The following is a 25,348-nucleotide window of genomic DNA, read 5'->3' as shown; positions in this document are numbered from 1 at the left end:
TCCATTATCTTTTTCTATCTAAGGTATTATATCAATAAATTATAATAATAAAAGATATCAGTTATAATTTGTTATGCAAATGAAAAGCCGGTGAAAAATCTTTTAATCCTACTCGTTAAAAGAAACTGTGTACACAAAATCTGCAAAAACTATCAATTATTAGAAAGAGGTCGAACGATGTTTACTCGTTTTTATACAAAAACCAAACCCTTTTTACCAGGGTTAGGCCTATCTATCGGTGTGGCAATCTTAGCCAAATCAGCCGCCCTGCTATTGCCCAAACTAGGCGGAGCAACTTTGGCGATTTTGCTGGGAATCATCTTAGGAAATACTTTATTTAAGCAACCAATTTTAGCCGCCGGCACCAAATTTTCTGAAAGCCGCTTATTAGAATATTCCGTCGTTTTATTGGGATTCACGGTAACTTTTCAAACCATCGGGGAAATGGGCTTCAAAGGACTGTTCTTTATTCTATTGATTATGGCGACCGTCATTGTCGGAGCGTATTGGATCGGCAGAAAACTGGGCTTCAATGAAAAAATGTCCATGATGATGGCTGGTGGAAATGCGGTGTGCGGATCATCAGCGATTGGTGCGATCGCCCCTTCGATTGAAGCAAATGATGAAGAAAAAGGACAAATCATTACTCTTGTCAATTTGCTGGGAACAATAATGATGCTGACGCTGCCCTTTTTAGGCCTTTCTTTATTCGGGAATGCTTTATTAAGCAAGAGCGCTTTGCTTGGCGGAACTCTGCAATCCGTCGGACAAGTCGTTGCCGGAGCCAGCTTGATCAATCCAGAAACCGTCAAATACGCGATGCTTTTTAAAATCACTCGCATCATTTTTTTAGTGGTGGTCGTTTTCGTATTCGAACGAAAAGCCCAACATGACGGTATTGTCACGACAAAAGGATCGAAGAAAAAATTCCCGATCCCATGGTATGTTACCTGTTTTTTGATTTTCTGTGTTATCAACAGCTTTTTCACATTGCCGCCGCTGTTCAATAATGGGGCGCATTTCATTAGTACTTGGTTTGAAACAACGGCATTAGCAGCCATTGGATTACGGTTGGACTTCCGAAAATTCTTAAAAGAAGGTCCGCGCTTCCTGCTTTACGGCTTATCCGTCGGCGCTGTTCAAACAATCGCTGCGCTGGTGTTTATTTTTCTGTTGGGTATTTAAATCCCATTAGACGGCACAATAGAGTGTAAAAATTTTTTAGGAATAACTTGTCGTTTTCTATCAGAACAAGCATTAAAAAGGATTATTACGTTAATAAGAAAAACAGAGTAGGTTTACTTTGGATTCTTTCTGATATGTTGATAGCTACTTCAGAAAAAATTCGCTTACCTGCTCTGTTTTCTTTTTATTCGACTACCGCTACTATCTCTACTTCTACCAAAGCGCCCTTGGGTAAATCAGCGACACCAACACACGAGCGGCTTGGTTTTTCGTTATCAAAAAAGCGTTCATAGACTTGATTGAAGGCCGCAAAATCAGACATGTTTTTCAAGAAGCAGGTCGTTTTTATCACTTGATCATAATCTGCATCAACAGCTTTCAAAAGACCGCCCACATTCTGTAAAACCTGCTGGGTTTGATCCTCAATCGTTTCACCAACCATTTCTCCGCTTGCTGGATCTAACGCGATTTGTCCGGAAGCATACAACAGACCGTTTACAACTTTCCCTTGAACGTATGGCCCGATTGCTTTTGGTGCATTCTCTGTTTCTACCGTGTAGATTGCTGTTTCCTTAACACTCACCTTTGCTGCATTGTTTTCCATTTTTTCCCACTCCTTTTTTTGATTGCTAGGCTCTAATTTGTATGCTCTCGAGACTTAATCGATTGCTTCGATTGAGCCAGACCATTTAATCCACTTGCATTTTCTTTTAAAAATGGTGCTTCCTTACTGATAGCTAAAACAATATTGATCCGCTCATTTCCACTAGATATGCCCTTGAGCAGCAAAAACTAGTAAAAAAAGCATCTCACTAATTTCTTAGCGGGATGCTTTGGAGAATCCCACTCAACAAATGTTAAACAGGACTTCAAACTGTTTTTTTCAAAACAAGTCTCAAGTCCTCAGTCTAATAATCATTTGTTCAGTAGTCGTCGCGTTCATAGAAATTCTCCTTTAAAAAATTAAATTTAAATGGCATTTAAATTAATTTATGATTGTAATGATAACGGAGGTTTCCTTAGTTGTCAATAAGTAGAAAGAATTTTCTGACATTTCAGTCTCTCATTTTTGTAAGCTGATTGTTCGTTCAATAAATGGCGCGTCTTGAAAAAAATCAGTATTGTTACCTTATAAATTGAGAGGGGTTTTTTTATGAATAAAGGAATGACTGGTTTCCAGTTAAAGGTATTAGGGGTTGTGACGATGGTGATCGACCACATTGGAGAATTCTTTCTATTTTTAGGGGTGCCTATGTGGTTTCATTGGATCGGTCGAATCGCGGCTCCGCTTTTCTTGTTTGAAAGTTCTGAAGGGTTCATTCACACGAGCAATCGTAAAAAATATATGTTTCGTCTATTAGCAGGTTATTGGTTGATGGGCATTATTAATACAATCCTTAACCATTATTTTTCAATCAATAATGCGATAGTGATCAACAATATTTTTGGTACATTATTCTTAGGGACTGTCTACATGCAGGCCTGCGAATATTTTAAACAAAGAAAGACCTTCTTTAAAGGGCTGATTTGGTTTCTTGTTCCAACGATCTTAAGTGTTTTAGCAATGGTACTGTTGTATGGTGGCAACCTCTTTGATTCAAAATCAGGGATGTTTTTCTTCCAAGGCTTCACTCTATTGGTTCCTACTTTGATGTTAACAGAAGGCGGCGTGCTCTTTGTTCTATTGTCCGTTTTGTTCTATCTTTTCCACGGCAAGCGTTTATTACAAGTGGCGTCATTACTAATTATCGCAATCATTACATTGATTTTTGGCGGCGGCGTGCAGCACGCATTTACACTTAATTATCAATGGATGATGTGCTTAGCAGCTATTCCGATTATTTTATACAATGGCGAAAAAGGCCGCAGTATGCGGAATTTCTTTTACATTTTTTATCCCGCACACATCGCACTTTTTGCCATCATCAGTTTTTTCATCCAACGCTAGACTTGACCTTGTTCGCAAAAAGCTATACAATTTCTTTTGTGAATAAATCGTACAGATAACACGTATTACGTGTCGAGAGAGAGGCGGTTTCTATTAATTTAGAAACCACCTCTCTTTTTGTTCGTTTATCTATCTAATCAAAGTGAGGTTATTACATGAAAGAAAAGAAAATCCATTTGTTGTTCGCTGTCCTTGCCACCGGGATCATGTCCTTTGCCGGCGTATTGATCGAAACCGCCATGAACGTGACCTTCCCCACGCTGATCAAGCAGTTTGGTATATCTACTGGTATGGTGCAATGGGTCACGACTATCTATCTCTTAGTGATCTCTATCATGGTGCCTTTTTCCAACTACTTATTGAAGAATTTTTCGATCCGTAAATTATTTATCGTTGCTAATCTCTTTTTCATCGCAGGTTTAATCATTGATTTATGGTCTCCTTCCTACAGTATTTTATTGGTTGGACGCTTATTGCAGGGGATCAGTACAGGAATTGCGCTGCCGTTAATGTTCCATATTATTTTGAATTTCACTCCCATGCACAAGCGCGGCACCATGATGGGAGTCGGTACATTAACAACGTCAATTGCTCCTGCGATCGGTCCAACTTATGGCGGGATTATGACGGCGAGTCTTTCTTGGCACTCAATTTTCTTGTTCCTGTTGCCGGTCCTAGCAATTTCTTTAGTAATCGGACTTTATGCCATTCCTGAAATGCCGGTCAAAAAAACGGGAGCCTTCGATATCGTAAGTCTGATTGGTGTTGCATTGCTCTTCAGCGGCCTGCTAATGTTTTTAAACCAGATAGGCAGTCTGATGAGCTTCCTCTCATTAGCGGTTGGTATCATCGGACTAATCATTTTCTATCGCCAAGCGACACGGGGGAAAATCCATTAGTGCGTATTACTGTTTTAAAAAACAAGGTCTTCGTTTTATTTTTATGCGGCTTCCTAGTTTGTCAGTTCTTGCTTTTGGGGATCTCATTTGTTTTGCCTAACTTTATTCAAATCGTTTTGGGCAAGGATGCCTTCATCGCAGGGCTCGTAATGATGCCAGGGGCTGCAGTTGGTGCGATCTTAGCACCGATCTCCGGCCGTGTCTTAGATACTTTTGGGCCGAAAAAGCCGATCCTGCTGGGATTAAGCTTTGCGACGATCGGCTGGATCGCCCTAACCCTATTATTGCGCTCACCGCTTCTGCTTGGTTTTGTTGCAGGGCATGTCTTCTACATGATCGGTATTGGGTTTTCTTATAGCAACCTGATGACTACCGGAATGAACCTGCTTTCAGAAGACGAATATGGCGATGGTAATACGCTGTTCAACACTTTGCAGCAATTCTCCGGTGCAGTCGCCACAGCGATAGTCGCAACCATCATCAACTTAGCGCAGCAGTCCCAAGACGATTTTATTGCCGCAACGGTTACTGGCTCGCAGCTTTCATTACTCGTATTATTAGGTCTGCTGCTGGCTGTTTTTATCGCTTGTCTGATTCATTTTCGTAAAAAAGCGGCAACAGCCTAATGGTAAGAAAAAGGGCATAAGTTCAGCGGATACTCGCTAGCATTCCTGTCCTATCCTGATAAACTTAAATTATCAAGGTAGGAGGTATAAACGATGACACTAGGAACTAATTTTTTCAATGCCCGTAAAAAGCAAGGGTTATCCCAAGAAGCTGTCGCAGAAAAGCTTGGTGTAAGCAGACAGACGATTTCAAAGTGGGAGCTGGACGAAACACTGCCTGATATCAACCAATCGAAAAAATTGGCCGCGATCTACAAAGTTTCTTTAGACGATTTGATCGAATTCGACCCTGATTTAAACGACATAAAGGAAGTTATCGCCAAGACCAGTGAAGAGAAACAGCAAAAAATTGATTGGACAACTGTCTGGGCAGAGAAATATCCTGTCTTAACGACATACCAAGAAGTCGTCCACTTGGATGACTACGTTCCGCTGATAAACGACCTGTTGAAGCAGCTAAAAAAGGATTATGGGTATACGGATCAAGATGCTTTTCTCGTCTTCAAGGATATTTTGGCTCAAATCTGGAAAAACAGTAACCCATCCACCCGTGAAAACGGGTGGCTTTTTAACACCTCTAGAAGAGGTCCCCACTCACGTACTCCATAAATGGAGCTTCCCAAAAGACCGCCAACCGCTCGGCGCTCGCTACTTTATTTCTTTTTCTTACTCTTGAATGGATCAACGTATTCTCGTTTACTTATACTATCTCGAATACGATCATCTGATTCCTGCTCTCTTATATATTTTGCGATTGTCTTTTGATTCAACCCCACTGTACTTACGTAATATCCTTTAGACCAGAAACTTTTATTCCCATATTTATAGACTAAGTTTCCATGCTGCTCATGGATCAGAGTCGCACTTCTGCCTTTTAAAAATCCCATGAACTGAGAAATGCTTATTTTCGGTGGAACTCTTACTAACATGTGGATATGATCTGGCATTGCATGAGCTTCGATGATTTCTACTTCTTTCATCTCACAAAGTTTACGCAAAATTCTTCCGATATCTTTTCTTAACTCACCATAAATTACTTTTCTTCTGTATTTTGGTGTGAACACGATGTGGTACTTACAATTCCAGCGTGTATGTGATAAACTTTTGTCGTCATTTGATGGCATAGAAAAACTCCTTTCGATAAAATGAGCGGTTGGTAGCCACTTAGTAGTATATCGAAAGGAGTTTTTAACGCTAAAGCTCTTTCGTCCACGCGTAGAAACGCGCGGTTTTTTTGTTTCACTCGCTAACACGAGCGAAACTGACTGAAGTCATTAACTAGAGTAAAAACCGCGACCAAAAAGTCGCGGTTTTTACTTACTCCTCACAGTCTGTCTCTTCATTTAAGAGAGTCCGGACTTCGCCTTTTTCCACTCGCAGAATCAACAGAATCGCTAGTAAAACGATCCCTGCACCGAAAATAGGCGTATAATGAATGCCGATTTTTCCAGTTATCTGCGCGCCAACCGTTGATCCCAATGTGATCCCAATATTGAAGGCCGCGATATTCAACGCTGAAGCCAGCGTAATATCTTTAGGGACATATTTTTCAGCCAGCTGAACAACATATAGCTGCAACCCAGGAACATTCATAAAGGCGAATAGTCCTAAGAGCATTACGGCTAACAGGCCCAAACCAGACTTTCCAATTAGGATCGTCACAAATAAGAACACGAGCGCTGCCAGCAACAGACCAAACATTTTGATTAACGAGTCCAGTGGCTTGTCGTTCGCAAAGTGTCCGCCAACAGTATTGCCGATCGCCACCATCACACCGTAAACGATCAAAAGGATTACGATGGCACTAGCAGAGAAGCCAAACCCTTCTAAAATTGGTGAAAGATAGGTGTAGGCAGCAAATGTTCCGCCGTAACCAAACGCAGTGATCAGAAAAGACAGCACTAATGGTTTATTCTTACCTATTCGAATGAAGCCCTTCAAGTCAACTTTCCCGGGAATCGGCAGATGACGGGGAACGAGGAAACTGCTGGCAATCAGACCAAGTAAGCCAACCACGGCGATAAAGATAAAGGACATATTCCAAGTCGTCTGCTGACCAATAAATGTCCCAAGCGGAACACCTGTTACGGTCGCTACAGTCAAGCCGGTAAACATAATCGCGATCGCACTCGCCCGACGAGAGGGGACTACAACATCCGCCGCAATCACTGTCGAAACCGACATGAAGATTCCGTGAGCCAACGCCGCCAAAATTCGACCTGCTAACAGCACCATAAAGGTCGGTGCAAAAGCAGCCAGTATATTTCCGCTGATAAACAACAGCATGATTCCGAGCATCAAGCTGCGGCGATTCCATTTTCCTGTTAAGACCGTCAACAGCGGGGCCCCGATCGTAACCCCTAAAGCGTATAAAGAAACTGTCAGACCTGCTTGAGCCAAGGTGACATGGAAGCTTTTAACGATCATGGGTAACAGGCCAACACTGATGAATTCAGTCGACCCGATCGCAAACGCATTGATCGCCAGAGCCAGTAATGTTAAGTTTGGTGAGATTTTCTTTTCCATATTATTCCTCCAAAAAAATATTTGTAAGCTACGAGAAGATACTATATACTGTTGATGACCTTTTGATAAGTACCCACTTTTTTGTACCATAGGTACCTTTCAGTAACTTTTGGATCACAGCAAGCTTTTGAGGAGGAATTTTTTTTGGAAAATCGTGCCTACATGATCGGTGTCGAGGCAACAATGGATGTCATCGGCGGAAAATGGAAGCCTATTATTCTTTGCAATCTTCGTCACGGACCGATGCGGCCCAGTGACTTAAAACGCGGGATTACTGGCATCAGCCAAAAAATGCTGACACAGCAGCTTCGTGAATTAGAAGAGGATAATATCATCGACCGCAAAGTCTATCAGCAAGTACCACCTAAAGTCGACTATTCGTTAAGCGAGTACGGCCGCAGTCTTTCAGATATTTTAGACAGCCTGTGCAGCTGGGGAGAACAGCATGTTGCACATCTCCAAGAACAAGGACAGGATGTTTCTTTGAAGGCAAACTAAAAAGAAGTTGAGAAAATCTCAACTTCTTTTTTTGATCACAATCGTATCTGTCATTTGGGCCCAATGATTGGTTGGTCCATGTCCGTGCCCCACAAAAATCGGTTGACTGATGGCCGCCTGGATAAATTTCTTTCCGATAATGATCGCTTCTCTTAACTCTGTTCCCTTTGCCAATTCAGCCGCGATACATGCTGAAAATGTATCCCCTGTCCCATGCGTGTTGGCCGTCTCCACTCTCGGCGCGCTCATCCAGAAGCTTTCCCCAGATGCTAGTAAAACAAAGTCGGCGGCGTCTTTGTTTTGACTATGCCCTCCTTTAACCACCACATTTTGTGTGCCGAAGGCTTGCAGCGTTTTGGCCGCTTCAATCATTTCTTGATCGGTCACGATCCGCTGCCCAATAATCACTTCTGCTTCCGGCAGATTGGGCGTGACGATTGCCGCCAAGGGCAGCAGCTCTTGATTGATGGTTTTTACCGCATCACTTTGCAGCAGATGATGCCCGCCCTTTGCCACCATCACTGGGTCGACAACTAAAGGACCGAAATCAGCTTGCTTCAATTTCTTGACCACCGTTTCCACCCGCTCCGCATCTGCCAGCATACCTGTTTTAGCGGCACCAATAGCAAAATCAGCCGCTAGCGAGTCAAACTGCTCTTCAATAAACCCGCTGGGAATCGCCATGCTGTCCTGTACGCCATAAGTATTTTGCGCAGTCAGCGCCACGATAATACTCATGCCAAAGGCTTTTCGCGCCTGAAAGGTTTTTAAGTCGGCTTGAATCCCTGCTCCGCCGCCTGAGTCAGAGCCGGCAATCGTTACCACTTGAGGAGTTCCATTAATCATTTTTATGCCTCCAGTACTTCATTCATTTTTGTTTTTAAGCTGCGAACCCTCTCACTGACATCTTGAGCCAGCATAATATCACTGACGATCGAGACACCCGCAATTCCCGTTCCGCGAAATTCGGTCAAGTTGTCGGCCTTTATCCCGCCGATCGCAACACTTGGAATCGCCACCGCCTCATTGATCGCCTTTAGCGTTTCTTTGGAGGTCAACGGTGTATCCTTGGTTTTCGTAGGAAAAATCGCTCCGATTCCCAAGTAGTCTGCCCCCGCTTTTTCAGCCTCTACCCCTCGTTCGATCGTTTTGGCTGAAACACCTAAGATTTTTTCTGCTCCGATCAGCGAGCGCACGACAGCTACCGGCATCTCATCATCACCGATGTGTACCCCTGCCGCATCAACCGCCAGACAAATGTCCACCCGATCATTGATGATCAACGGAATATGATAACGATCTGTGATTGCTTTTACGTTCAAGGCCAGCTCGTAAAATTTCCCAGTCACTAGCTCCTTTTCCCGAAGCTGAACCAACGTCACGCCATTTTTGCAGGCTTCTTCAATCACTGCCAAAAATTTTTCATCACTAAAGTCGTAACGACCCGTTACTAGATATAATGTTAAGTCCATTGTTTTTCCCATCCCTTCACCTCAGTCCACCAATCACTTTCCATCAAGGTCGAAAGCTGATTCAAGGTTTCTTGTCGAAAAGCGGCTAGCCCGGTTTCATCTCCTGCCTGCTCGCCGCAAAGATTAAAGTAACTGACCGCAGTCACAGCTGCAGTCGCCGGCTCTACTCCGCTGCCTAATAAAGCTGCAATCAAAGCCCCGACAATATCGCCCGTACCTGTAAAGCGATCCAATGCTGGAACGCCATTAGATAAACGCCAAATCCGCTTCTGCTCAACCACGATATCCTGTCTGCCGGTTGCTAAAAAAAGCGTTTTCGGATACGTCTTGACTAACTGCTGCATGGCTTGCGCTAACTCCTCCAACGCTTCCTCACTTTGATCCAACTCACTGCCGTCTACCCCGCGGGCATGGCTGGACAATCCGCAAAAATTCCGCAACTCCGAAATATTTCCCTTCACTACTGTTGGATTTTCCGCGACTAGCCAACGGCCCACTTGATCTCGCGTCCGACTGACACCGTAGCCCACTAGGTCAACAACGGTTTTCTTTTGTCTCTGGTTCGCCAGCTTAGCAGCTGCCGTCAAACTCTTTTCCCGTTCTTCTGACAGGTGTCCGATGTTCAGCAAGAGACTATCCGTCTGTTGAAACAGCTCATGGAACTCCCTCGGATCAGATGCCATAATCGGTTTGGCCCCAACATAAAGCAGCGCATTCGCCACCGTTTCGCACGTAACCTCATTGGTTATGCAGTGAACTAAAGGCGCATCTGCTAGGGGGAAGACTTTTGAAACATTCGTTTTGATCATCCAAACATCCTTTCATTTGAAAACAAGCCCTGCCATCGTTTAAAAATCGGTGTTTCCTGCAGCTTGACTAATACTACAAAGGCGATCGCCGATCCGATCAGCGTCGCACCAACAAAGCGCGGCGTATAGATCAGCCAGTACAGCTCGTTTTGACTGCCGGTAAACCAAACCATCACAGGATAAGAGAGAAGTGAACCAATGACTCCTGTACCAATGATTTCCCCTACCATCGACCAGATCAGCTTTTTGCCTAAGCGATAAAACACTCCTGCAAGAAGTGCCCCAAATACCGCCCCTGTCAAAGCCAACGGCGGAATTCCCAACAGGGTCATCCGAATCACTCCACAGACCAAAGCCATCACGGTTCCATAGACTGGTCCCAGCAGCACCCCAGCAATAATATTCATCACACTGGACATCGGTGCCATTCCTTCAATCCGCATCAAGGGGGACAAAACCACATCCAACGCGATCATTAAGGCCAGCAACGTCATTTTGTGGATTTTATTTTTCTCCACGACAAATAACTCCTTTCTGCAAGAAACAAGAGGAGGTATCTCAAAAGACAGAAAAACCCAACCAAAATAAAATGGTCGGGTACGATCAGTCAACTAGCTACATTTCCCTGCGGCAGTCTTAACTGCATCAGGTTCCATGGGTATAATCTCAGCTAAACAGCACCCCAAATGTTTCTCTTCAATTGATTGGAGTATAACATACTTTTTTTAATCCAACTAGCTTATAATGATAAAAGCTGCTCGAACGTATCCAGCATTTGAGCACCAGACAGATCCTGCTCTATTCTGAAGAATGCTCCCTATCTCTCACAGCAATAGACTAGACAAGAGAAAAAAGAAAGGAAATTTTTATGATTCAACCAAATTTTTCTGCCATCCATCATGTGGCTATCATTGTTTCAGACTATCAAAAGGCCAAGCATTTCTATGTGGATATCCTTGGATTGCCGATCATTCGTGAAAACTATCGACCGGAACGCCAGGATTATAAATTGGATTTACAGCTAAACGAGGCGGAATTAGAAATCTTTGCCGTACAAAATCCGCCGAAGCGTCCAAGCTTTCCTGAGGCAGCCGGCTTGCGGCATCTGGCCTTCAAAACAACGAACATCCAAGCGACCATTGACTACTTAAAAAGCCACGGCGTCGATTGTGAACCCTTGCGAACCGACGATTTTACCGGCGAAAAAATGACGTTCTTCTTCGATCCCGATGGACTGCCGCTGGAGCTGCACGAATAAAAAAAGAGCAGAAAATTCTGCTCTAAAAATGTGTATTTTTTGAAGCTGCACAAAAGCTTACGCTTCTTCCACCGGATATTTAATCGCGTTTTTCTTCAATTTTTCGCTGATGATCTCATCGATATCAAAGTTCAAATTATCCGCCATCATATAAGAATAGATCAATACATCCGCCAATTCTTCCTTTAGGCGTTCCGTTTGCGTCCGCGCTTCTTCTGAGTCCTTCCATTGAAAGAGCTCCAATAATTCAGCCGCTTCCAAACAAATCGACAGCGCTAAATCCTTCTCATTGTGAAAGGGACGCCAGTTTCTTTCGTCACGAAATTGATTAATTTTCTCCATACTATCCATAGTCAACCTTCTTTCGTTTCTATTCTAACACAGAAACGAAGGAGCGTTTTTCCTCAAGCTCGTTGATAGTATCCTGAATCCAGCGTCTGCTTTGTTTGGTCAAAAAGGGATCGATCACAACAACAGGATAGTCCTCTGGCAGCCCTTCAGCCGAACCCGTAGTAATCAAGCAATCATAATTTTTCAATTCATTATGCAGCTGCGGGGTACCCCCAGATAATTTTTCAAAATGAACGAGCAGAAAGTTGCCATAGATCGTATCACTAATTTGCTTGGCTAAAAAACTTTCCTCCGTTGGTGTTAAATCCGATAACAGCAGCAGCCTCAAAAAAGGTTCTTGGCTGGCCAGCCATTCCAATCCCCGCTCTTCTGTGGTGATCAATAAATACACATAGTTGCGAATAAAATCCTCTTCCTGATACATTCCATAGCGATCAACAAATTCTTGGACCAGCTCCCACACTCGTTCCACCCCGCGACTATAAACCTTCGAGACTTCCGATAAGAAAATCGTTCGGTTGCGCCATAGCAGGCATACATACCTGCCTTGCGGATCATGCAGATAAAAATCATTCGATAGAACCGTCGCCAAATTGATTTGGCTTTGCTTATCTAAACGATAGCCAAGCATTTTGTTGTATGCCTCCACGAGCTCGTGATGCTGCATAAACAGCCGCTGATACTTCTTGTTGTCTGCTATCGCAAACTCCCGATGTGAAATGCTGAATACAACCGAATCAGAAAAAAGCAGCCAAAGACCATCCCGCACCATATCCGGTGTCAAATCCATTTCTACCCCTTCTCTAACAGAGTGCTTCAGCAGCTTATAACTTAGGTTCAGCGGCAGGTCTAAGCCTTCCGTCCTCAGCTCCTCCTTCGGATACTCATGCCCATTTTTCATTCGCCAAACACTGATATAAAAATTATAGATCAGCCGCTTTTGAAAAACATACTTTTCGTGGATCTGATTGACCTTAACAAATTCTTGGATATACTGCTCAATAATATGGTAATGCTTAAGAGGCAGCTTAGGCAGCGTGCTTTCAAATGAAACCTGTCGTTCACTGTAAAAGCGATAATAAAAGTGTCGGATCTCCCCTTCATTTCCTTCCACCCGCAATGGACGATAGCATAATTCCAGCCCAGCCAGAGTCAACGCCTTCTCAATTTTTTTCAAATAGCGTTGCGTGTTAGAAGAACTGAGATACAGCTTCTTTGCGAGTGCCGTAATATTTTCACATTCCTCATACAAAAGCTCTTCAATAATCTGAAACTCCGGACTCGTATTCAAAATATTGGCATAAAGATTTCCTAAACTGACTTTCTTATCCACAATCAATTGATAGAGTCCTTTTATTTTCGTAATCTGAAATCTAGGATACTCTTCATTGATCAATTCAATATCATTTAACAGAATCGGCAATGAGCAATTCAACTCACTTATCAGCTGAATACTCGACCAGCCGCTACGATGATAATAGAGTTTTTCCACTAATGCCAATCGCCGCTTGTTACTTGTTCCCAATACTGCGCGAAAATCCATGATTATCCCCCCATTAAAAGACCACCTTCATCTTGAATAGTTCCAGCCATTTGGCTCTGAATCAGAAAACAAGTATTGCTTCGTTTATTCTGAAAAAAGTGAACTATTACGCAAAAAGAACCCACTTAAAAACATTATTTCAACAATATTCCATTACTTATATGAAAAAAATACCAGATACTCGCAATCTTTTTATTTGTTAACAAATAATAATATGAAAAGGGACCCTTGACAATTTTTGGTCAAATTCATTCAAAATGCATGATTTCAAAATCAATTTTTTTTAATTTAAGAAAAAAAAGGGAAAAAAGCGCACCAAAAATCACAAACACTGCTCCAATCCAAGCCTATTTGGGTCTCATCGCTTGAAATAAAATACAATTTTAGGGCATTTTCCCAATTTTTTAAAAAAAAGAAAAAAACAAGGGATCGATCTTCTTGCTTTCGCCAGCAATTTTTTGCATGAATACTAAATAATGCCGAAATTTCTGCAATATCTGTAAATTTGAGCAAAGAAAAAACGCTCATTGATTTCATAAGCGTTTTACAATCACTATTTTTTTTACTGCTGAATGAGTGAAAGATAGTATTCTTGCCAGAATTCTTCGGTCACAACCTTTTCGCCAGACTCGATTATGAATTCTCCCGCCTCCGGCTCAACGATCCGATCATCCGGCACGTGGTATAAACGCCGCTGTCCCTTGATGGGAAAAGGTTTGATGCAGCGTACCTCAGCAAAAATCCACGCATAGGACTCTTCGTCCAATTTTTTAACATCAACAAGATCCACGATACAAACAGCATGGCCTGAAATACAGCCCGGCGTCTTGATCGCTGTCGAACAGATCAGCAACGGGCCGCGATGGTGGGTCGACCACGAGCGATACTCTTCGGTTTTCTTTCCGGAAAGAATTTCCATAACTGGCTCTGGATGGATGGAGATAGCCTTCAAATCATTCGCCTCACTTTTACGTATTTACGACTATTTTATCACTTTATTCAGGATTGGATGAAAAGAATGAACCGTTCTCATTTAAGATGGCTTCGTTGAACATCCTTAAAAATATCCAGCCAGAAATCGTCAAAAACAATGACCTGCGTAGTGATCTTCTGATTTAGTGGTCTGTCGGCTACTTCATACAGGATTCTAGCTGCAGCCTCTTTAGGATAGCCGTAAATGCCTGCACTTAACACAGGAACGGCTAAGGTACGTAGCTCATACTCGTGTGCCAGCTGAAAAACCGCTTCATATGCAGCATATAACAGCGCTTCTTCATTGTGCCTACCGTCAATATAACGCGGTCCCACCGCATGAATCACATACTTAGCTGGTAAATCGTATGCTGCTGTAATCACCGCAGTTCCCGTCGGTGTCCCGCCGATTTCTGCCATGGCCTGTTTCAATTTAGGGCCGGCCGCTCTATTTAATGCACCATCGACTCCGCCGCCAGGGATCAAAGCTGAATTCGCCGCATTGACGATTGCATCTACTTGAACAGCTAAACGTGAAATATCACCAACTCTTACTTCGATCATCCTTTTCGCTCCTCTCACTTACGCTATCTATTATATCAACAAACAATCGGGGAGCATCATGGCCGATTTAAAAAATTGCCATTTGATTGCTTTAGAAGACCAAAAACGCCAAGCAGCCATCCTCTCACCAGCTCAAGATTTTAAAACAGGCCAAGCTCACTGATTACCGCAGGGAGGGCACGAAAAAAAGCACTGCGAGGCGATCCTCGCAGCACTTTTCACTTAATACTTACCTGGTCAAACCGAAAGAAGCTCCTGATGATCCTTTTCAAAATCAGCCAAAATCTCTCGAACTTCCGCTGTTGATTTCGTATTCATTAAGCTCACTCGTAAATCATTCGCTCCGGGAAAACCTTTGACATAGATTTTGAAGAAACGATGCAGACCTACGATCGAACGAGGAACCTGCTCCGAATATTGATCCTGCAAATCAAGCTGCAGGCGCAGCAAGCCGATCATTTCTTTTGGAGAATGCTCTTTTGCTTCTTTCTCAAACGCATAAGGATTTTTGAAAATCCCGCGGCCGATCATCAAACCGTCCACACCGTATTTCTCTGCCAGCTCCAACCCCATCTGCCGATCTGCTATATCTCCATTGATCGTGATTAAGGTTTGCGGTGCGATTTCATCTCGCATTTTTACGATCTGGGGAATAAGCTCCCAATGAGCATCCACTTTGCTCATTTCTTTTCGCGTCCGCATATGGACTGAAAGGTTGGCAATATCCTGCCTTAATAAATGACTGATCCAGTTCTCCATCTCAGCAATGTCTGTAAAACCAAGACGAGTCTTCACGCTCACAGGCAATCCGCCCGCCTTCGCCGCTTCGATTAATTCTGCCGCTACCTCAGGCCGCAGAATCAAGCCGCTGCCTTTGCCTCGCTCCGCAACATTCGGGACTGGACACCCCATATTCAAATCAATTCCCTTAAAACCCATATCGGCCAAAGCGATACTCATTTCCCGGAAGAATTCTGGCTTATCCCCCCATATGTGCGCCACCATCGGCTGTTCATCGTCAGTGAAAACCAAGCGGCCTCGAACACTCTCGATCCCATCTGGATGACAAAAGCTGTCTGAATTCGTAAACTCCGTAAAGAATACATCAGGTGCTCCGGCTTCTTTTACGACATGCCGAAAGACCACATCTGTTACGTCTTCCATCGGTGCCAAGATGAAAAAGGGCTTTGGCAGCTCTGCCCAAAAATTAGTTGTCATTATGTATACTTCCTCCTATATCATCCAAAACAACGTCATTATACTAAGGTTTGCAGGAAGAAGCAAAAAGCTAGTTTGAATAAAAGAGCCCTCCTCTTTTAATTAGGATTCCACCGCAGCTTCTTCACTAAAGCGCTCCTTACTTTCCTTTCTTTGCATGCCCTATATAAACACCATACCTCCATTTTTATTTTTTCTTCATAATTTTCCAGTATCAACTAAAACAATTTAAATTGATAAAAAAGCCATACAGAAAAAATTAGAGTTGCTCTTTATTACTATTTTATTGTTCAATTGAACAAAATAGCGTATTAATAACCCATCTAGGCGAACCTCTCTTTATAAATAACGATAAATCGCAGTTTATATTTTGATATTACGATGTATTTTATCCGAAAATTTAATTTATGAATTAGAAAAATTAAAAAGAAGGAAAAATTATTCTGTATATTTTTGATAATGTATTGTTGCAGTAGTAATAAGAAAATAAGGTGAATTAACGAATGTTGATTCAGCCCATGCCTGCTAAATCAGTTAATAGGAGTGAAATTTATGGCAAGAATATTAATCATAACAAAAAATTTACTGGCGGAACAAGAGCTGCAGGCCATCCTGCAACGCTCAAATGATGAGGTTTACTGTTCCAGCGACCTGATAATCGATGCCCAGTTCTGTCCCCAAATCATCAAGTACTTCTCATTGGTTATTTTCAGTGATACCATTTCTACTCTAGATGTTTCGAAGTATTATTCCTCTTTCAAGAAAAACGGGCTGTCCATTGTAAGGAAAGGAAGCAAAGTCGATTTAAAAAAATCAGAGCTTTCCTACCTCGTCGATGAGATCGATGATTGGATCAATCCAGAAACAACGGATATCGAAATCATTGAAAAAATCGCTAAATTAACCTGCGGACAATCAAAAACCATACTCGCTATTGATGAAACCAGTGGCGTAAAAAACGCAAAAAATTCCGAGCTGTTCTTTTTCAGTCTTTCATCCAACGAAAAAAAATTCCTCTATCATCTCTATCAATATCAAAAAGATGGAAAAGTTCTTTCACGCGAAAAATTGTGCCACTTAATCTGGGAAACCGAAGCCACAAAATCAAATTTATGCCAGCTCTCTAATTTGGCCAATCGGATCAAAAAGAAGCTCGTCGTAAATAAATTTCCTAATGGTGAGTTGAGTACTTCCTGGAACAAGGGTTACTTCTTGGGAGACCTATTGTTCAACGAGGTACAAAAATACATGGATGCATGAATCTTATCTAGAAGCAGGCTGAATCAAGCGCTTCTTCATAAGGAGGATAGAGGGATACTTATTTTATATTAGGATTTTTCTAGCTTTGACAATATAAGGAGACATTCAATTGATAGACAACTTTATAGAAAAAGATATCCTACGCAGAATTAAAATTACGTATGTGTTATATGAATGCAGACAGATAAAAATCGGGGAACTCGCTGCCAATATGAATACCAGCTTCAATACGATCAAAAAGGATTGTCAGAAGATCGCCACAAAATTGGAGGAGGAAATAATTTCCTACTCTATCTCGCGATCACAGTTGGCATTTCAATTCAAACCAGACGTCAGCTGTTACGAGCTGGTACGCAAATTGTACTCAGACTCTCTATTTTTGAAGGTGTGCTACCGATGCCTTTTGGGAAATAATAACTATACTTCCATAGCTGAAGAAGAATTTATCTCTGTGACAAAAGTATTCAATTTAAAAAAGAAGGCTGATAGATACTTTAGGCAAGGTCTTGGCATCAACGCTAATGGAGAAATAGCCTTTGAGAATAAATTGAAGGTCCGCTATATTTACTTGGCCCTCTGGATGAGAGGCATCGGTATCGATGAGCTGAAAAATGAGCCGCTCTTTCTTAAATCTGAACAAATGGCACGTGATCTAGGTGATTGTTTGAAAAATCAATTCAGTAAAAAGAGTTTGCATTATCTACACTACGCTATATTTTTGAGCCTCAGCAGAGACGAGCAGCTGCCGATCGATACCGAGACGATCGCGTTTTTAAAAACTGGAATTGTTTTTAACAGTATCAAAGCTTGTTTTTCGCAGCATGGGCTCGAAGGAGAAGATGAGAATATCGCGTTTATTTCTTTTATCTATAAAAACCTGCCTTATAATCCAGAAAACTATCGATTGATCGAAGGAGATTACCAATACTATCGAAAGCGGTTGATCAAAAATTATCCTTCTGTTGTGGCGCTTATCAGAAGTTTTGAAGCAGCCTTCGAAATGAACCTGCTAGGAGAGATGGAATTTGAGAAGCCTCTGATGGACTTGGTATACACCACCACTTTGGGTATCAATGAATTTTTACTTAACCAGTATTACTTCATAGATTGCAATGATCATTACATGAAGGAAAAAATAAGTACGATCATCCGATCATGGTTAAGAGAAAATATTTCAGCCGATATCACCCTGTCCGAATCGATCATTCTGAAGTTCTGTCATTTAGTTATGCCTATTCTAAAAAAAGGCGAGAAAAAGAAGATCCCCATCGTCATTGTGTCCAAAGACGAATACTCCCATATGCTGTTTAGGAATAATATCAGCAAGATTATTTCCGAAAAATACTTTTTTATCAATGACGAGATCTATTATTCCATCGAGGATATCCCAAAATTATTTTTTTATATCGACTGCTTTATTGTTTGCGAACGCTGCCTGTTAAATCAGGAAAAGAATTTTATTCTTCCGATTTCAATTAATCATTTGACCAACGATTTAAAAGATATCTCCAACTATATCTTCACCTGCGTTTTGACGAAACAATAATATAAAAGCGACCACCCTTACAAGCAATACAAAGAGGCCTCCGCCTCACGAGCTATCGCCTTACTAATAAGCGGCAGCTCTTTTTTTATGCAAAAAAATTATAATCAGATAGATTACTTGGCAACAGATAAAAAAGTGAAAAAAATAAATAAACGTTCCGACCCTTTATCCACCTGCCACAAAAACCATCATTTAGTTATTTTAAAAACATCATATCAAGCTATTTTTTACGGTGAAAGTCTCTATTGACCTTACTATTAAACTATTTAACAGATAGTAAAGAAAAAAAGTATTCCTATTTTCTATTTACAAATTCGTTATCAAACGCTACTATTTTAACTAAATAAATTGGAAACGATTACAGGGGTTAAATAATGATCTAGATGGGGGTATAAAAAATGGATGTAGTGAAGCTTGGGTCAAGACAAATTTTTGGAATGAAGAAAGAAACATTGATGAAAAGGGTTCTTCGTTATTTTGAACAAACACAGCAGGCAGCAGAAGTAGTGGAATACCTTGTGGCTATTCTCTTTCGTCACGCGCTTTGTGTGGGGGATTTTTCCCTTCAGCCGCTAAGCGAAATGATCCATCAAATCTTTTTGAAGGCGGCACCAAATGATACCTTACGCCGGCACTGTGTCTACTTTGAGCATTTCTTTTCATTAGAAGAATGGCAAATCGTGATTCAGCGCTTATTTTCCAGTGATGAAGAGTATCAACAATTTACCAAGGAAACTTGTTTGTATAAAAAGCTATTAGAAAAGAAGAGCCTTGAAACTCATGAAATAGCCGAATTTCAATTCGATCTCGTGTCGATTTTTAAAGATGCCAATGGGAAACGCCATACGTGGACGCTTCGCGATACGAAGCAAGTGCGTTCCGAAGAGGAAACCGCCAAAGTCTTGGGCGTTTTGACTACCTTGACGATCTTCCGCTCCTCAGGCATCCGCCGCTTTGCTGAATATGTGAAATTCAAAAGCAAAAAAGGCTGTATCGATGCAGAACACGAAGCCGTTCAAGCAGAGCCAGAGGAATCTGTTCAAGAAACAGCTGTTGCAGAGGAACAACCTCGCGAATCAAAACCGATATCAAAAGCAGCTGCCTCAACTGCCAGCAAAACCGCTCACGCTCAGTCATCCCGCGGTTCCGATTCAAACACACTGAACCACCAAGAGACAGATACGCTCTCTCCGCTCCCAAGTGAAGCGCCGCCGACTCAAACAAAAGAAAAAGAGCCTTCTGCGGAGTCCGAGGGGGCCAAATCAAGTAAAAAACCACCAAAAGAAGCGAAAATACCTTCGAAAAAACCAGATACATCCGATAAACATTATGGCAAAAGCAAAGAAAAGATCCAAGAAGAACGAGATAAACGAAAATGGAAAAATAGGGTCAACAAATTCTTGGGAAGAAAGAAATAAGGACGCTTTTCTCATAAAAAAATTAGGCCGGCCGTCTGATCAAAAAAATGATGGGTTGATCAGGTTTATTTCGTATGCCTAAAAATGGTATTGGGCCCTTTAGCTAGATTATTCTAAAAAAAGACACTCTCCAAGTGGAAAGTACCTTTTTTCTCACTAGCGCTTAGCTTAGCTCTCCATAAAACCATAAATCACCTTCAACTATTTCGTCATCAACAAGCTTTTCACGATAATAAAGCTCCTTCATTGAAGTTTTAATAGTATGCTCTTTGCAAAATGAATACTCTGAATCTATCTTTGTCCAAAACTGCTCTGGACCTGTTCTTTCCCAAAAGCTTCTATAGTAATCCTCGTCATAAAAAACAATAATTTTCGAACTCCAATAATGAGGAACAGCAATAACCGCTACAACCTTACAAAAAGGTAGATCATCCGGCTTTTGAAGAATAAATCTTTCTGTGGTACTTATCCATGCTCTGCAAAATTCTGTTTTTATTTTTCCCTTGGTTCTTTCGCTCTCAATAAACGGATCACTTGGTACATGAAAATGCTCATAACTACTATTGACTTCAGCAAATGGCGTGAAGCCATCAATATTCCTAAGCAGCATTCTTAGTTTACGCACCTGACCGCGCTGTTTCTTTCTACTCATATCGTTATCCTTATGTAAACTCTATCCTATTATCTTATGTAGAGTATAGCAGGTCGCTATAAATTGTGGCTGTTGAATATTAAACAACCAAAAAGACACTCTCCAAAAATTGGAAAGTGTCTGAAATGTCGATATATAAAATATATTAACGCTTAGAGAATTGTGAAGCTTTACGAGCTTTCTTAAGACCTGGTTCCGCATATAAAATAACAAATTTATGCCAAACAGTTGTAATAAAAGCATTTTAAACTACTTTTTAAAAAATAATAAATCAATAGATTTCAACTGATTTAAGTGCATTCGTACCTAAATTCGTACCTAAAAAACATTTGCAAACCAGAACATGGCTACTTTTATAATATAACTAAAAATCGTTAATTGCATCTGCCATTATTTTTAAGAAATATTCCTTTTCAGATACTTCATCAACACAATATAAAACCAATGACTTTCTTACATAACTGGCATGATCGCGCAACAGTTTTGAGTTCAACGGAAATCCTTTAGCATTTGCAAATAGACCGGCAAAACGCATAACCGTTCGAGTATTTCCTTCTCTAAACGGATGAATTAACCACAGTCGAGCAATCAAGTCTGAGAACAACGGAATCATTTCTTCCACACTAATATCAGTCCATTCTACTTGGTTCAGATCATCAATAATCGTTTCAATTTGAAGCTGAATTGATGAGATTTCACCGTATTTTAACGACACGCCGCCCAGAACAGCTTCTTCTTTATAGATATCAATCGTTCTAATCTGCCCTGCCCACTCGTATAGATCACCAAAAATGTATTTATGAACTTCAAGAAATGTTTCGTAGTTGAGCGGCTTATTTTCAAACCAAGCATCAATATCTAACAATTTTAAATACGTGATATCCGCTTCAGCTTTTTCAAGAATATCCTTATCCGCTATACCTAGTTTATTTTGCAAGACATCAGTATCTGGAATCAAATAAGGATCAAGCATTTTTTAGACCCATTGCACGATATTTTTCAATAACCGTTTCTAAGGCATCCGCAATTTCAATATTACCTGCCACATATTCTTCTACTAACTTCATAGTATCATCAGAAGGTTCCGCAGCATCTAAAGTTGAATAGCTCAGAGCAACATTCCGAAGCTTCTCACGCTCGATTTTAGTCGTATTTTTTACCGAGTATTTATAATCAGACATATGTAGCCAACTCCTTCTTTAATGTTTAATGGTGTCCATTATACCACATTTCTTTGGTTTTTCTGTGTGATAAAATCAATATGTTCTTGCATTAACTTAGGACATTCTCGCCTTGTTCTACTACTTTAGATATACAGAAGTCTCGTTACATATACTTTCACGTACTTGATTCTAAAAAAAACGAATAACCACAATCGTTATTTCTATTTAAATAATTTATTAAATTTGTAGATCAGACGCACCCCCCTATTATATAGCTATTGACTTCTCTAGCTCCTCCACAAAAGGTTTATATAATTGAATATCATCGACTCCAATTGTACTATAACAATCATTTGGTGCATCAAAATCGTATGCTGTAATATTTATTTTTCCTTCATAAATGCCATAAAAAACAATCTTAGAGTTTTCTTCTTTCAAAGATAGTAGTTCAAACCCCTTCGTAAAATATATATGTTCTTCTGGCATGGTGATAAAATCGATTCCTTGTTTTAAAAGTTCGTCCTTTTCTCTATTAAATGGAAAAGGTATGACGTGTAAAGTATTCTTAGAAACTTCTGCATAAACATAAAAAATGGGATACATCCCTACTGAGATGTCAGCTTTTTCAAGAGGGTATGGGTTGTCGACTTGAGCAATATAAATGTTTTGTCCTACTGGAGTGTACAATAAAAAAGTTGGAATTTTTTCTATTCTATTTTTTTGCAATATATCCTGAATTACTTTTAGCCATTTCACATCATCATGATAAGAAAAGCCGAAAGGTTTTGAAGCTAGAACGATCATTTGCAAAAAATCATCATCTAGTTGGATATGAAGATTCGCATCAATGAGATCAAATAAATATTCATCTAAATCTCCATACAAAATATTATCTGTGGATGTGTTGCCTAAAAGAGCTATTTTCTCTAATTTTTCTTTTTTAGGAAGACTAACACCTTTCTCCCAATTATTAACCGAACTTCTTGGCAAGTCACCAATCAACTTTCCAAAATCGCTCATACTGTATCCTAAATTTGTCCTAATTTCATTTATTCGTTTTCCAACTTTTTGCTTATTGGGAGTCATATCCTTTACCTCCTTGGTTTTTAAGTTAAATTCATCATAACAAAGATATAGAAAAAATTGAAGTATTAATGTATTATTTTTTGTACTATTTTATTGACAATCTGCCAATCCAGGTTTATATTGGTTTTGTACTAAAATAAGTACTAACAATCAAAAGGAGAGATACTGATGATAAAAATTTCGGACTTAGAATTGCCAAAAGAGAGAATTGAAAAGGTTTTCAAAGTTGTTCAAGTTAGTCGCTGGCATAAAGATGGAGAAGTACTAGGATGGAGTTATGAATGCATTTTACCCAAAGTACGCTATGAAAAAATAAATGTGAAGGTAAAAAGCTCCAATGAACAACCCGTCATCTCAAATGAAGAGCTGAAAAAAAGTGGATTGGCCTCTCTGAGTTTCACTGGACTCACAATTACCCCTTGGGGACTGGCAAACGGGGACTTCGTCAATTATGGTCTTACAGCAACAGCAGATGATGTGGCTCTTGTGGAAACCTCTAACAAATGAGCCCAACCAAGACTTACACTGCCCCTGAAGTCCTCCCTCAGGTTCAGGGGCTCCAATCTATTTCAACACTTAACAAGTGGGCCAATTTTATTCAGAGAGAGTGTCACTATCATTTCCAGTATGAGCAGCTTCCTTTCATGACTTACAATCGGCACGGCCGCTCCGTCAAGCATAGAAAAACGCGAGTCTATTCAAAAGAGGATATCCAACGTTTTAATCAAGCTGCAAACTATATCCCAAAAATTGGCAGAGATCGAGCTTTGAAGCAAGCATTTGACAAAGAGGAGGATTACAACCACCTGACTACTTATGAATTGTTAACAATGGTATCCGAGTCATTTCTGATAGAGAGGCAAGTTCTTGAGAAGAGGATCGTACAGTCATTAATCAAAATGAGACAATTGGAGCAAACGATAGAAGTACTGCGTGAGGAGATCGAAAAGTTGAAGCAAGAAAATGAACGAAATAAAGGTGGAACTTTCAGCGGTTGGTTTCGTTCACAGCGGTAGGGCACAAAAGCCCGGCGCCGCTGCGAACGAAAAAAGCAGACGATGGAGTCCACCAAAGAAATGCGCAGCATTTCTTCCTACTTAACTTGATTTATAGACCAACATCTAGAGAAATTTAACGAATTCGCATTAGAGACTACAGACCTTTGAAAACAGAATAGCCAAAAAAGGAGCGATAACTTTTGAAACCATATAATCAAAAAATTATTGAAACTCCCTCGTATATTGAGATCTATGAATACACGGAACCAATACTCCCAAAGAAAAATAAGTCGAATGATCCTTTTAAGAAACAGAAATTTCCATGAATATACGATCAAAAAGTTTCAAAAAGAATTTATGATGAGCTTCCTTCAGAAGACCAGTACGACAGTTTAAAAAGGAAGCATCAATACTATAAAAATATGCGATTTGAGATCGCTCGGTTAGTGGATACAAATTTTAGAGAACAAACCAAATTTTTAACTCTCACCTTTGAGAAAAATATCGAAGATATAGACTATGCAAATTATGAGTTCAACAAATTCATCAAACGACTCAATTACGACTTATATAAAACAAAGAAAGCACAATTGAAATATATAGCCACATGGGAGTTACAAAAGCGCGGAGCCATCCATTACCACCTTATTCTATTTGACTTTCCCTATATCCCTTTCAAACGTTTAGAATCGATTTGGGGACATGGATATATTAAGATTAACAAGATCGATGTGGACAGTATTGAAAACCGCGGACGTTATATTAGCAAATACTTTGATAAAGACCTAGAAATGAAAAATAATAAGAAAAAGGCATTCTTTAAATCAAGAAATCTTAGTTCTCCCCAAATTATAAAAACGTTATCAGACAGCCCTTATACTATTAAAAATAAAGAAGTTCTTTATAGCAGTGATTACATAGTCCGACGTCCGAATTTCCATAATAGAGCTACTAATGAGCAAAAAATTAGTTTCCATGCAGTTTCTGTTCATTATACAAAAATAAAAAAATAGAGTAACTGTATTAATAAGGAGAGGCCTAATAAGAAGGAGAAAATAAAAATGAACGAATTTAAAATTACACTAAGTGAAGAGCAAGCCCAAGAACTCAGTACTACTATTTATACGATATTCTCAAAACAAATAGAGCAAGTACGCAAAGATGCTTCACTGAACAAGCGCTATTTCACAAAGAAAGAAACCTGTCAGTATCTTCACATTTCTAATAACACTCTCGATAAATGGGTTAATCAAGGTTTACCAAAAATCGTAATTGAAGGGGTCGTGCGATTCGACAAAGAAGCAGTTAATCAATGGTTACATTGCTTTAGTCAATGATAACGGTTTATAATCAGAG

General features: G+C 40.4%; 28 protein-coding genes, 1 pseudogene and 1 riboswitch. Of the genes and pseudogenes, 13 read left to right on the top strand and 16 right to left on the bottom strand.

Annotation, left to right across the window (positions count from 1 at the left end):
• Nucleotides 1-177 precede the first annotated feature (177 nt).
• Nucleotides 178-1,185, top strand: a complete 1,008-nt coding sequence (locus IGI67_RS12300; protein ID WP_429957866.1) for a YeiH family protein — start codon at nucleotides 178-180, stop codon at nucleotides 1,183-1,185.
• A gap of 184 nt (nucleotides 1,186-1,369) precedes the next feature.
• Here the strand turns inward: IGI67_RS12300 and IGI67_RS12295 are convergent, their stop codons facing one another.
• A complete protein-coding gene (locus tag IGI67_RS12295) occupies nucleotides 1,370-1,789 on the bottom strand; it encodes a Rid family detoxifying hydrolase (protein WP_429957865.1) in 420 nt (139 codons plus the stop codon).
• A gap of 549 nt (nucleotides 1,790-2,338) precedes the next feature.
• Here IGI67_RS12295 and IGI67_RS12290 point away from each other — a divergent pair.
• From IGI67_RS12290 to IGI67_RS12280, 3 genes and pseudogenes are all read left to right on the top strand, one after another.
• Complete coding sequence (locus tag IGI67_RS12290) at nucleotides 2,339-3,133, top strand: TraX family protein (protein ID WP_429957864.1); 795 nt, start codon at nucleotides 2,339-2,341, stop codon at nucleotides 3,131-3,133.
• 155 nt (nucleotides 3,134-3,288) lie between these two features.
• Nucleotides 3,289-4,658, top strand: a pseudogene (locus IGI67_RS12285) (MFS transporter).
• 93 nt (nucleotides 4,659-4,751) lie between these two features.
• Nucleotides 4,752-5,267 carry a helix-turn-helix transcriptional regulator gene (locus tag IGI67_RS12280; protein WP_429957863.1) on the top strand — a complete coding sequence of 172 codons (516 nt, stop codon included), beginning with the start codon at nucleotides 4,752-4,754 and terminating at the stop codon, nucleotides 5,265-5,267.
• Nucleotides 5,268-5,311: 44 nt separating this feature from the next.
• Here the strand turns inward: IGI67_RS12280 and tnpA are convergent, their stop codons facing one another.
• Both tnpA and IGI67_RS12270 read right to left on the bottom strand, forming a co-directional pair.
• On the bottom strand, nucleotides 5,312-5,782 hold the full coding sequence (tnpA, locus tag IGI67_RS12275; RefSeq protein WP_429956540.1) for an IS200/IS605 family transposase: 471 nt from the start codon (nucleotides 5,780-5,782) through the stop codon (nucleotides 5,312-5,314).
• Between the two features lie 193 nt (nucleotides 5,783-5,975).
• On the bottom strand, nucleotides 5,976-7,184 hold the full coding sequence (locus IGI67_RS12270; RefSeq protein ID WP_429957862.1) for an MFS transporter: 1,209 nt from the start codon (nucleotides 7,182-7,184) through the stop codon (nucleotides 5,976-5,978).
• A 144-nt stretch (nucleotides 7,185-7,328) separates the two neighbouring features.
• On the opposite strand from IGI67_RS12270, the gene IGI67_RS12265 reads away from it, so the two are divergent.
• Nucleotides 7,329-7,682, top strand: a complete 354-nt coding sequence (locus IGI67_RS12265) for a winged helix-turn-helix transcriptional regulator (protein WP_207108709.1) — start codon at nucleotides 7,329-7,331, stop codon at nucleotides 7,680-7,682.
• 18 nt (nucleotides 7,683-7,700) lie between these two features.
• Here the strand turns inward: IGI67_RS12265 and thiD are convergent, their stop codons facing one another.
• Genes thiD through thiW form a run of 4 tightly spaced genes read right to left on the bottom strand, consistent with a single transcriptional unit; the run spans nucleotide 7,701 to nucleotide 10,439 of the window.
• The gene (thiD, locus tag IGI67_RS12260; protein WP_429957861.1) at nucleotides 7,701-8,528 is read right to left on the bottom strand and encodes a bifunctional hydroxymethylpyrimidine kinase/phosphomethylpyrimidine kinase; all 828 of its coding nucleotides are present in this window, start codon (nucleotides 8,526-8,528) and stop codon (nucleotides 7,701-7,703) included.
• A gap of 2 nt (nucleotides 8,529-8,530) precedes the next feature.
• On the bottom strand, nucleotides 8,531-9,154 hold the full coding sequence (thiE, locus tag IGI67_RS12255; RefSeq protein WP_429957860.1) for a thiamine phosphate synthase: 624 nt from the start codon (nucleotides 9,152-9,154) through the stop codon (nucleotides 8,531-8,533).
• Nucleotides 9,145-9,963, bottom strand: a complete 819-nt coding sequence (locus tag IGI67_RS12250; protein WP_429957859.1) for a hydroxyethylthiazole kinase — start codon at nucleotides 9,961-9,963, stop codon at nucleotides 9,145-9,147. Before IGI67_RS12250 ends, thiE begins: the two co-directional genes overlap by 10 nt.
• Nucleotides 9,960-10,439: an energy coupling factor transporter S component ThiW gene (gene thiW, locus IGI67_RS12245; RefSeq protein WP_242550344.1), complete on the bottom strand. Its 480-nt coding sequence runs from the start codon at nucleotides 10,437-10,439 to the stop codon at nucleotides 9,960-9,962. The genes IGI67_RS12250 and thiW overlap by 4 nt, the downstream gene beginning before the upstream one ends.
• Before the next feature lie 129 nt (nucleotides 10,440-10,568).
• Nucleotides 10,569-10,658: riboswitch (TPP riboswitch) on the bottom strand.
• A 173-nt stretch (nucleotides 10,659-10,831) separates the two neighbouring features.
• Here thiW and gloA2 point away from each other — a divergent pair.
• Nucleotides 10,832-11,221, top strand: coding sequence for an SMU1112c/YaeR family gloxylase I-like metalloprotein (gene gloA2, locus IGI67_RS12240; protein ID WP_207108713.1), 390 nt, complete (start codon nucleotides 10,832-10,834; stop codon nucleotides 11,219-11,221).
• A gap of 57 nt (nucleotides 11,222-11,278) precedes the next feature.
• Here gloA2 and IGI67_RS12235 read toward each other — a convergent pair whose 3' ends face one another.
• The 5 genes from IGI67_RS12235 to IGI67_RS12215 form a co-directional block, all read right to left on the bottom strand.
• Nucleotides 11,279-11,572 (bottom strand): nucleotide pyrophosphohydrolase, encoded by a 294-nt coding sequence (locus IGI67_RS12235; RefSeq protein WP_207108714.1) that lies wholly within the window; start codon nucleotides 11,570-11,572, stop codon nucleotides 11,279-11,281.
• Between the two features lie 19 nt (nucleotides 11,573-11,591).
• Nucleotides 11,592-13,115 carry a helix-turn-helix domain-containing protein gene (locus IGI67_RS12230; RefSeq protein ID WP_429957858.1) on the bottom strand — a complete coding sequence of 508 codons (1,524 nt, stop codon included), beginning with the start codon at nucleotides 13,113-13,115 and terminating at the stop codon, nucleotides 11,592-11,594.
• 562 nt (nucleotides 13,116-13,677) lie between these two features.
• On the bottom strand, nucleotides 13,678-14,067 hold the full coding sequence (locus IGI67_RS12225) for an ASCH domain-containing protein (RefSeq protein WP_429957857.1): 390 nt from the start codon (nucleotides 14,065-14,067) through the stop codon (nucleotides 13,678-13,680).
• Nucleotides 14,068-14,144: 77 nt separating this feature from the next.
• Nucleotides 14,145-14,651, bottom strand: coding sequence for a macro domain-containing protein (locus tag IGI67_RS12220; RefSeq protein WP_429957856.1), 507 nt, complete (start codon nucleotides 14,649-14,651; stop codon nucleotides 14,145-14,147).
• A gap of 237 nt (nucleotides 14,652-14,888) precedes the next feature.
• Entirely contained in the window at nucleotides 14,889-15,869 is a 981-nt protein-coding gene (locus tag IGI67_RS12215) for a tRNA dihydrouridine synthase (RefSeq protein WP_429957855.1), read from the bottom strand.
• Nucleotides 15,870-16,421: 552 nt separating this feature from the next.
• On the opposite strand from IGI67_RS12215, the gene IGI67_RS12210 reads away from it, so the two are divergent.
• The 3 genes from IGI67_RS12210 (at nucleotide 16,422) to IGI67_RS12200 (ending at nucleotide 20,093) form a co-directional block, all read left to right on the top strand.
• Nucleotides 16,422-17,129, top strand: a complete 708-nt coding sequence (locus IGI67_RS12210; protein WP_429957854.1) for a helix-turn-helix domain-containing protein — start codon at nucleotides 16,422-16,424, stop codon at nucleotides 17,127-17,129.
• A 109-nt stretch (nucleotides 17,130-17,238) separates the two neighbouring features.
• A complete protein-coding gene (locus tag IGI67_RS12205) occupies nucleotides 17,239-18,675 on the top strand; it encodes a helix-turn-helix domain-containing protein (RefSeq protein ID WP_429957853.1) in 1,437 nt (478 codons plus the stop codon).
• A gap of 398 nt (nucleotides 18,676-19,073) precedes the next feature.
• Nucleotides 19,074-20,093, top strand: coding sequence for a hypothetical protein (locus IGI67_RS12200; RefSeq protein WP_429957852.1), 1,020 nt, complete (start codon nucleotides 19,074-19,076; stop codon nucleotides 20,091-20,093).
• 163 nt (nucleotides 20,094-20,256) lie between these two features.
• Here the strand turns inward: IGI67_RS12200 and IGI67_RS12195 are convergent, their stop codons facing one another.
• The 4 genes from IGI67_RS12195 to IGI67_RS12180 form a co-directional block, all read right to left on the bottom strand.
• A complete protein-coding gene (locus tag IGI67_RS12195) occupies nucleotides 20,257-20,745 on the bottom strand; it encodes a DUF3916 domain-containing protein (protein WP_429957851.1) in 489 nt (162 codons plus the stop codon).
• Nucleotides 20,746-21,109: 364 nt separating this feature from the next.
• The gene (locus IGI67_RS12190; protein WP_429957850.1) at nucleotides 21,110-21,718 is read right to left on the bottom strand and encodes a Fic/DOC family protein; all 609 of its coding nucleotides are present in this window, start codon (nucleotides 21,716-21,718) and stop codon (nucleotides 21,110-21,112) included.
• A complete protein-coding gene (locus IGI67_RS12185; RefSeq protein ID WP_429957849.1) occupies nucleotides 21,711-21,926 on the bottom strand; it encodes a hypothetical protein in 216 nt (71 codons plus the stop codon). Before IGI67_RS12185 ends, IGI67_RS12190 begins: the two co-directional genes overlap by 8 nt.
• Nucleotides 21,927-22,175: 249 nt before the next feature.
• Entirely contained in the window at nucleotides 22,176-22,994 is an 819-nt protein-coding gene (locus IGI67_RS12180; protein WP_429957848.1) for a helix-turn-helix domain-containing protein, read from the bottom strand.
• Between the two features lie 165 nt (nucleotides 22,995-23,159).
• Between IGI67_RS12180 and IGI67_RS12175 the strand changes: the two genes are divergently transcribed.
• The 4 genes from IGI67_RS12175 to IGI67_RS12160 all read left to right on the top strand — a co-directional run bounded on the left by IGI67_RS12175 (nucleotide 23,160) and on the right by IGI67_RS12160 (nucleotide 25,329).
• Nucleotides 23,160-23,501 (top strand): hypothetical protein, encoded by a 342-nt coding sequence (locus tag IGI67_RS12175; RefSeq protein ID WP_429958639.1) that lies wholly within the window; start codon nucleotides 23,160-23,162, stop codon nucleotides 23,499-23,501.
• Between the two features lie 137 nt (nucleotides 23,502-23,638).
• The gene (locus IGI67_RS12170; RefSeq protein WP_429957847.1) at nucleotides 23,639-24,010 is read left to right on the top strand and encodes a hypothetical protein; all 372 of its coding nucleotides are present in this window, start codon (nucleotides 23,639-23,641) and stop codon (nucleotides 24,008-24,010) included.
• A 428-nt stretch (nucleotides 24,011-24,438) separates the two neighbouring features.
• Entirely contained in the window at nucleotides 24,439-25,005 is a 567-nt protein-coding gene (locus IGI67_RS12165) for a rolling circle replication-associated protein (protein ID WP_429957846.1), read from the top strand.
• Between the two features lie 48 nt (nucleotides 25,006-25,053).
• Entirely contained in the window at nucleotides 25,054-25,329 is a 276-nt protein-coding gene (locus tag IGI67_RS12160) for a helix-turn-helix domain-containing protein (RefSeq protein WP_429957845.1), read from the top strand.
• Nucleotides 25,330-25,348 lie beyond the last annotated feature (19 nt).

The organism is Enterococcus sp. AZ196, from assembly GCF_050498845.1.
Taxonomy (GTDB): Bacteria; Bacillota; Bacilli; order Lactobacillales; family Enterococcaceae; genus Enterococcus_A; species Enterococcus_A murrayae.
This window is presented reverse-complemented; position numbering and strand designations above follow the sequence as displayed.

Bases quoted from the DNA above. Each gene is read 5' to 3' on its own strand.
- IGI67_RS12290 (WP_429957864.1), top strand. From the start codon at position 2,339: ATGAATAAAGGAATGACTGGTTTCCAGTTAAAGGTATTAGGGGTTGTG.
- IGI67_RS12210 (WP_429957854.1), top strand. From the start codon at position 16,422: ATGGCAAGAATATTAATCATAACAAAAAATTTACTGGCGGAACAAGAG.
- IGI67_RS12270 (WP_429957862.1), bottom strand. From the start codon at position 7,184: ATGGAAAAGAAAATCTCACCAAACTTAACATTACTGGCTCTGGCGATC.
- IGI67_RS12200 (WP_429957852.1), top strand. From the start codon at position 19,074: ATGGATGTAGTGAAGCTTGGGTCAAGACAAATTTTTGGAATGAAGAAA.
- IGI67_RS12190 (WP_429957850.1), bottom strand. From the start codon at position 21,718: ATGCTTGATCCTTATTTGATTCCAGATACTGATGTCTTGCAAAATAAA.
- IGI67_RS12220 (WP_429957856.1), bottom strand. From the start codon at position 14,651: ATGATCGAAGTAAGAGTTGGTGATATTTCACGTTTAGCTGTTCAAGTA.
- IGI67_RS12300 (WP_429957866.1), top strand. From the start codon at position 178: ATGTTTACTCGTTTTTATACAAAAACCAAACCCTTTTTACCAGGGTTA.
- IGI67_RS12185 (WP_429957849.1), bottom strand. From the start codon at position 21,926: ATGTCTGATTATAAATACTCGGTAAAAAATACGACTAAAATCGAGCGT.
- IGI67_RS12160 (WP_429957845.1), top strand. From the start codon at position 25,054: ATGAACGAATTTAAAATTACACTAAGTGAAGAGCAAGCCCAAGAACTC.
- IGI67_RS12195 (WP_429957851.1), bottom strand. From the start codon at position 20,745: ATGAGTAGAAAGAAACAGCGCGGTCAGGTGCGTAAACTAAGAATGCTG.
- IGI67_RS12280 (WP_429957863.1), top strand. From the start codon at position 4,752: ATGACACTAGGAACTAATTTTTTCAATGCCCGTAAAAAGCAAGGGTTA.
- IGI67_RS12215 (WP_429957855.1), bottom strand. From the start codon at position 15,869: ATGACAACTAATTTTTGGGCAGAGCTGCCAAAGCCCTTTTTCATCTTG.
- thiE (WP_429957860.1), bottom strand. From the start codon at position 9,154: ATGGACTTAACATTATATCTAGTAACGGGTCGTTACGACTTTAGTGAT.
- thiW (WP_242550344.1), bottom strand. From the start codon at position 10,439: ATGATCGCGTTGGATGTGGTTTTGTCCCCCTTGATGCGGATTGAAGGA.
- tnpA (WP_429956540.1), bottom strand. From the start codon at position 5,782: ATGCCATCAAATGACGACAAAAGTTTATCACATACACGCTGGAATTGT.
- IGI67_RS12235 (WP_207108714.1), bottom strand. From the start codon at position 11,572: ATGGATAGTATGGAGAAAATTAATCAATTTCGTGACGAAAGAAACTGG.
- IGI67_RS12230 (WP_429957858.1), bottom strand. From the start codon at position 13,115: ATGGATTTTCGCGCAGTATTGGGAACAAGTAACAAGCGGCGATTGGCA.
- IGI67_RS12180 (WP_429957848.1), bottom strand. From the start codon at position 22,994: ATGACTCCCAATAAGCAAAAAGTTGGAAAACGAATAAATGAAATTAGG.
- IGI67_RS12170 (WP_429957847.1), top strand. From the start codon at position 23,639: ATGACTTACAATCGGCACGGCCGCTCCGTCAAGCATAGAAAAACGCGA.
- gloA2 (WP_207108713.1), top strand. From the start codon at position 10,832: ATGATTCAACCAAATTTTTCTGCCATCCATCATGTGGCTATCATTGTT.
- IGI67_RS12250 (WP_429957859.1), bottom strand. From the start codon at position 9,963: ATGATCAAAACGAATGTTTCAAAAGTCTTCCCCCTAGCAGATGCGCCT.
- IGI67_RS12295 (WP_429957865.1), bottom strand. From the start codon at position 1,789: ATGGAAAACAATGCAGCAAAGGTGAGTGTTAAGGAAACAGCAATCTAC.
- thiD (WP_429957861.1), bottom strand. From the start codon at position 8,528: ATGATTAATGGAACTCCTCAAGTGGTAACGATTGCCGGCTCTGACTCA.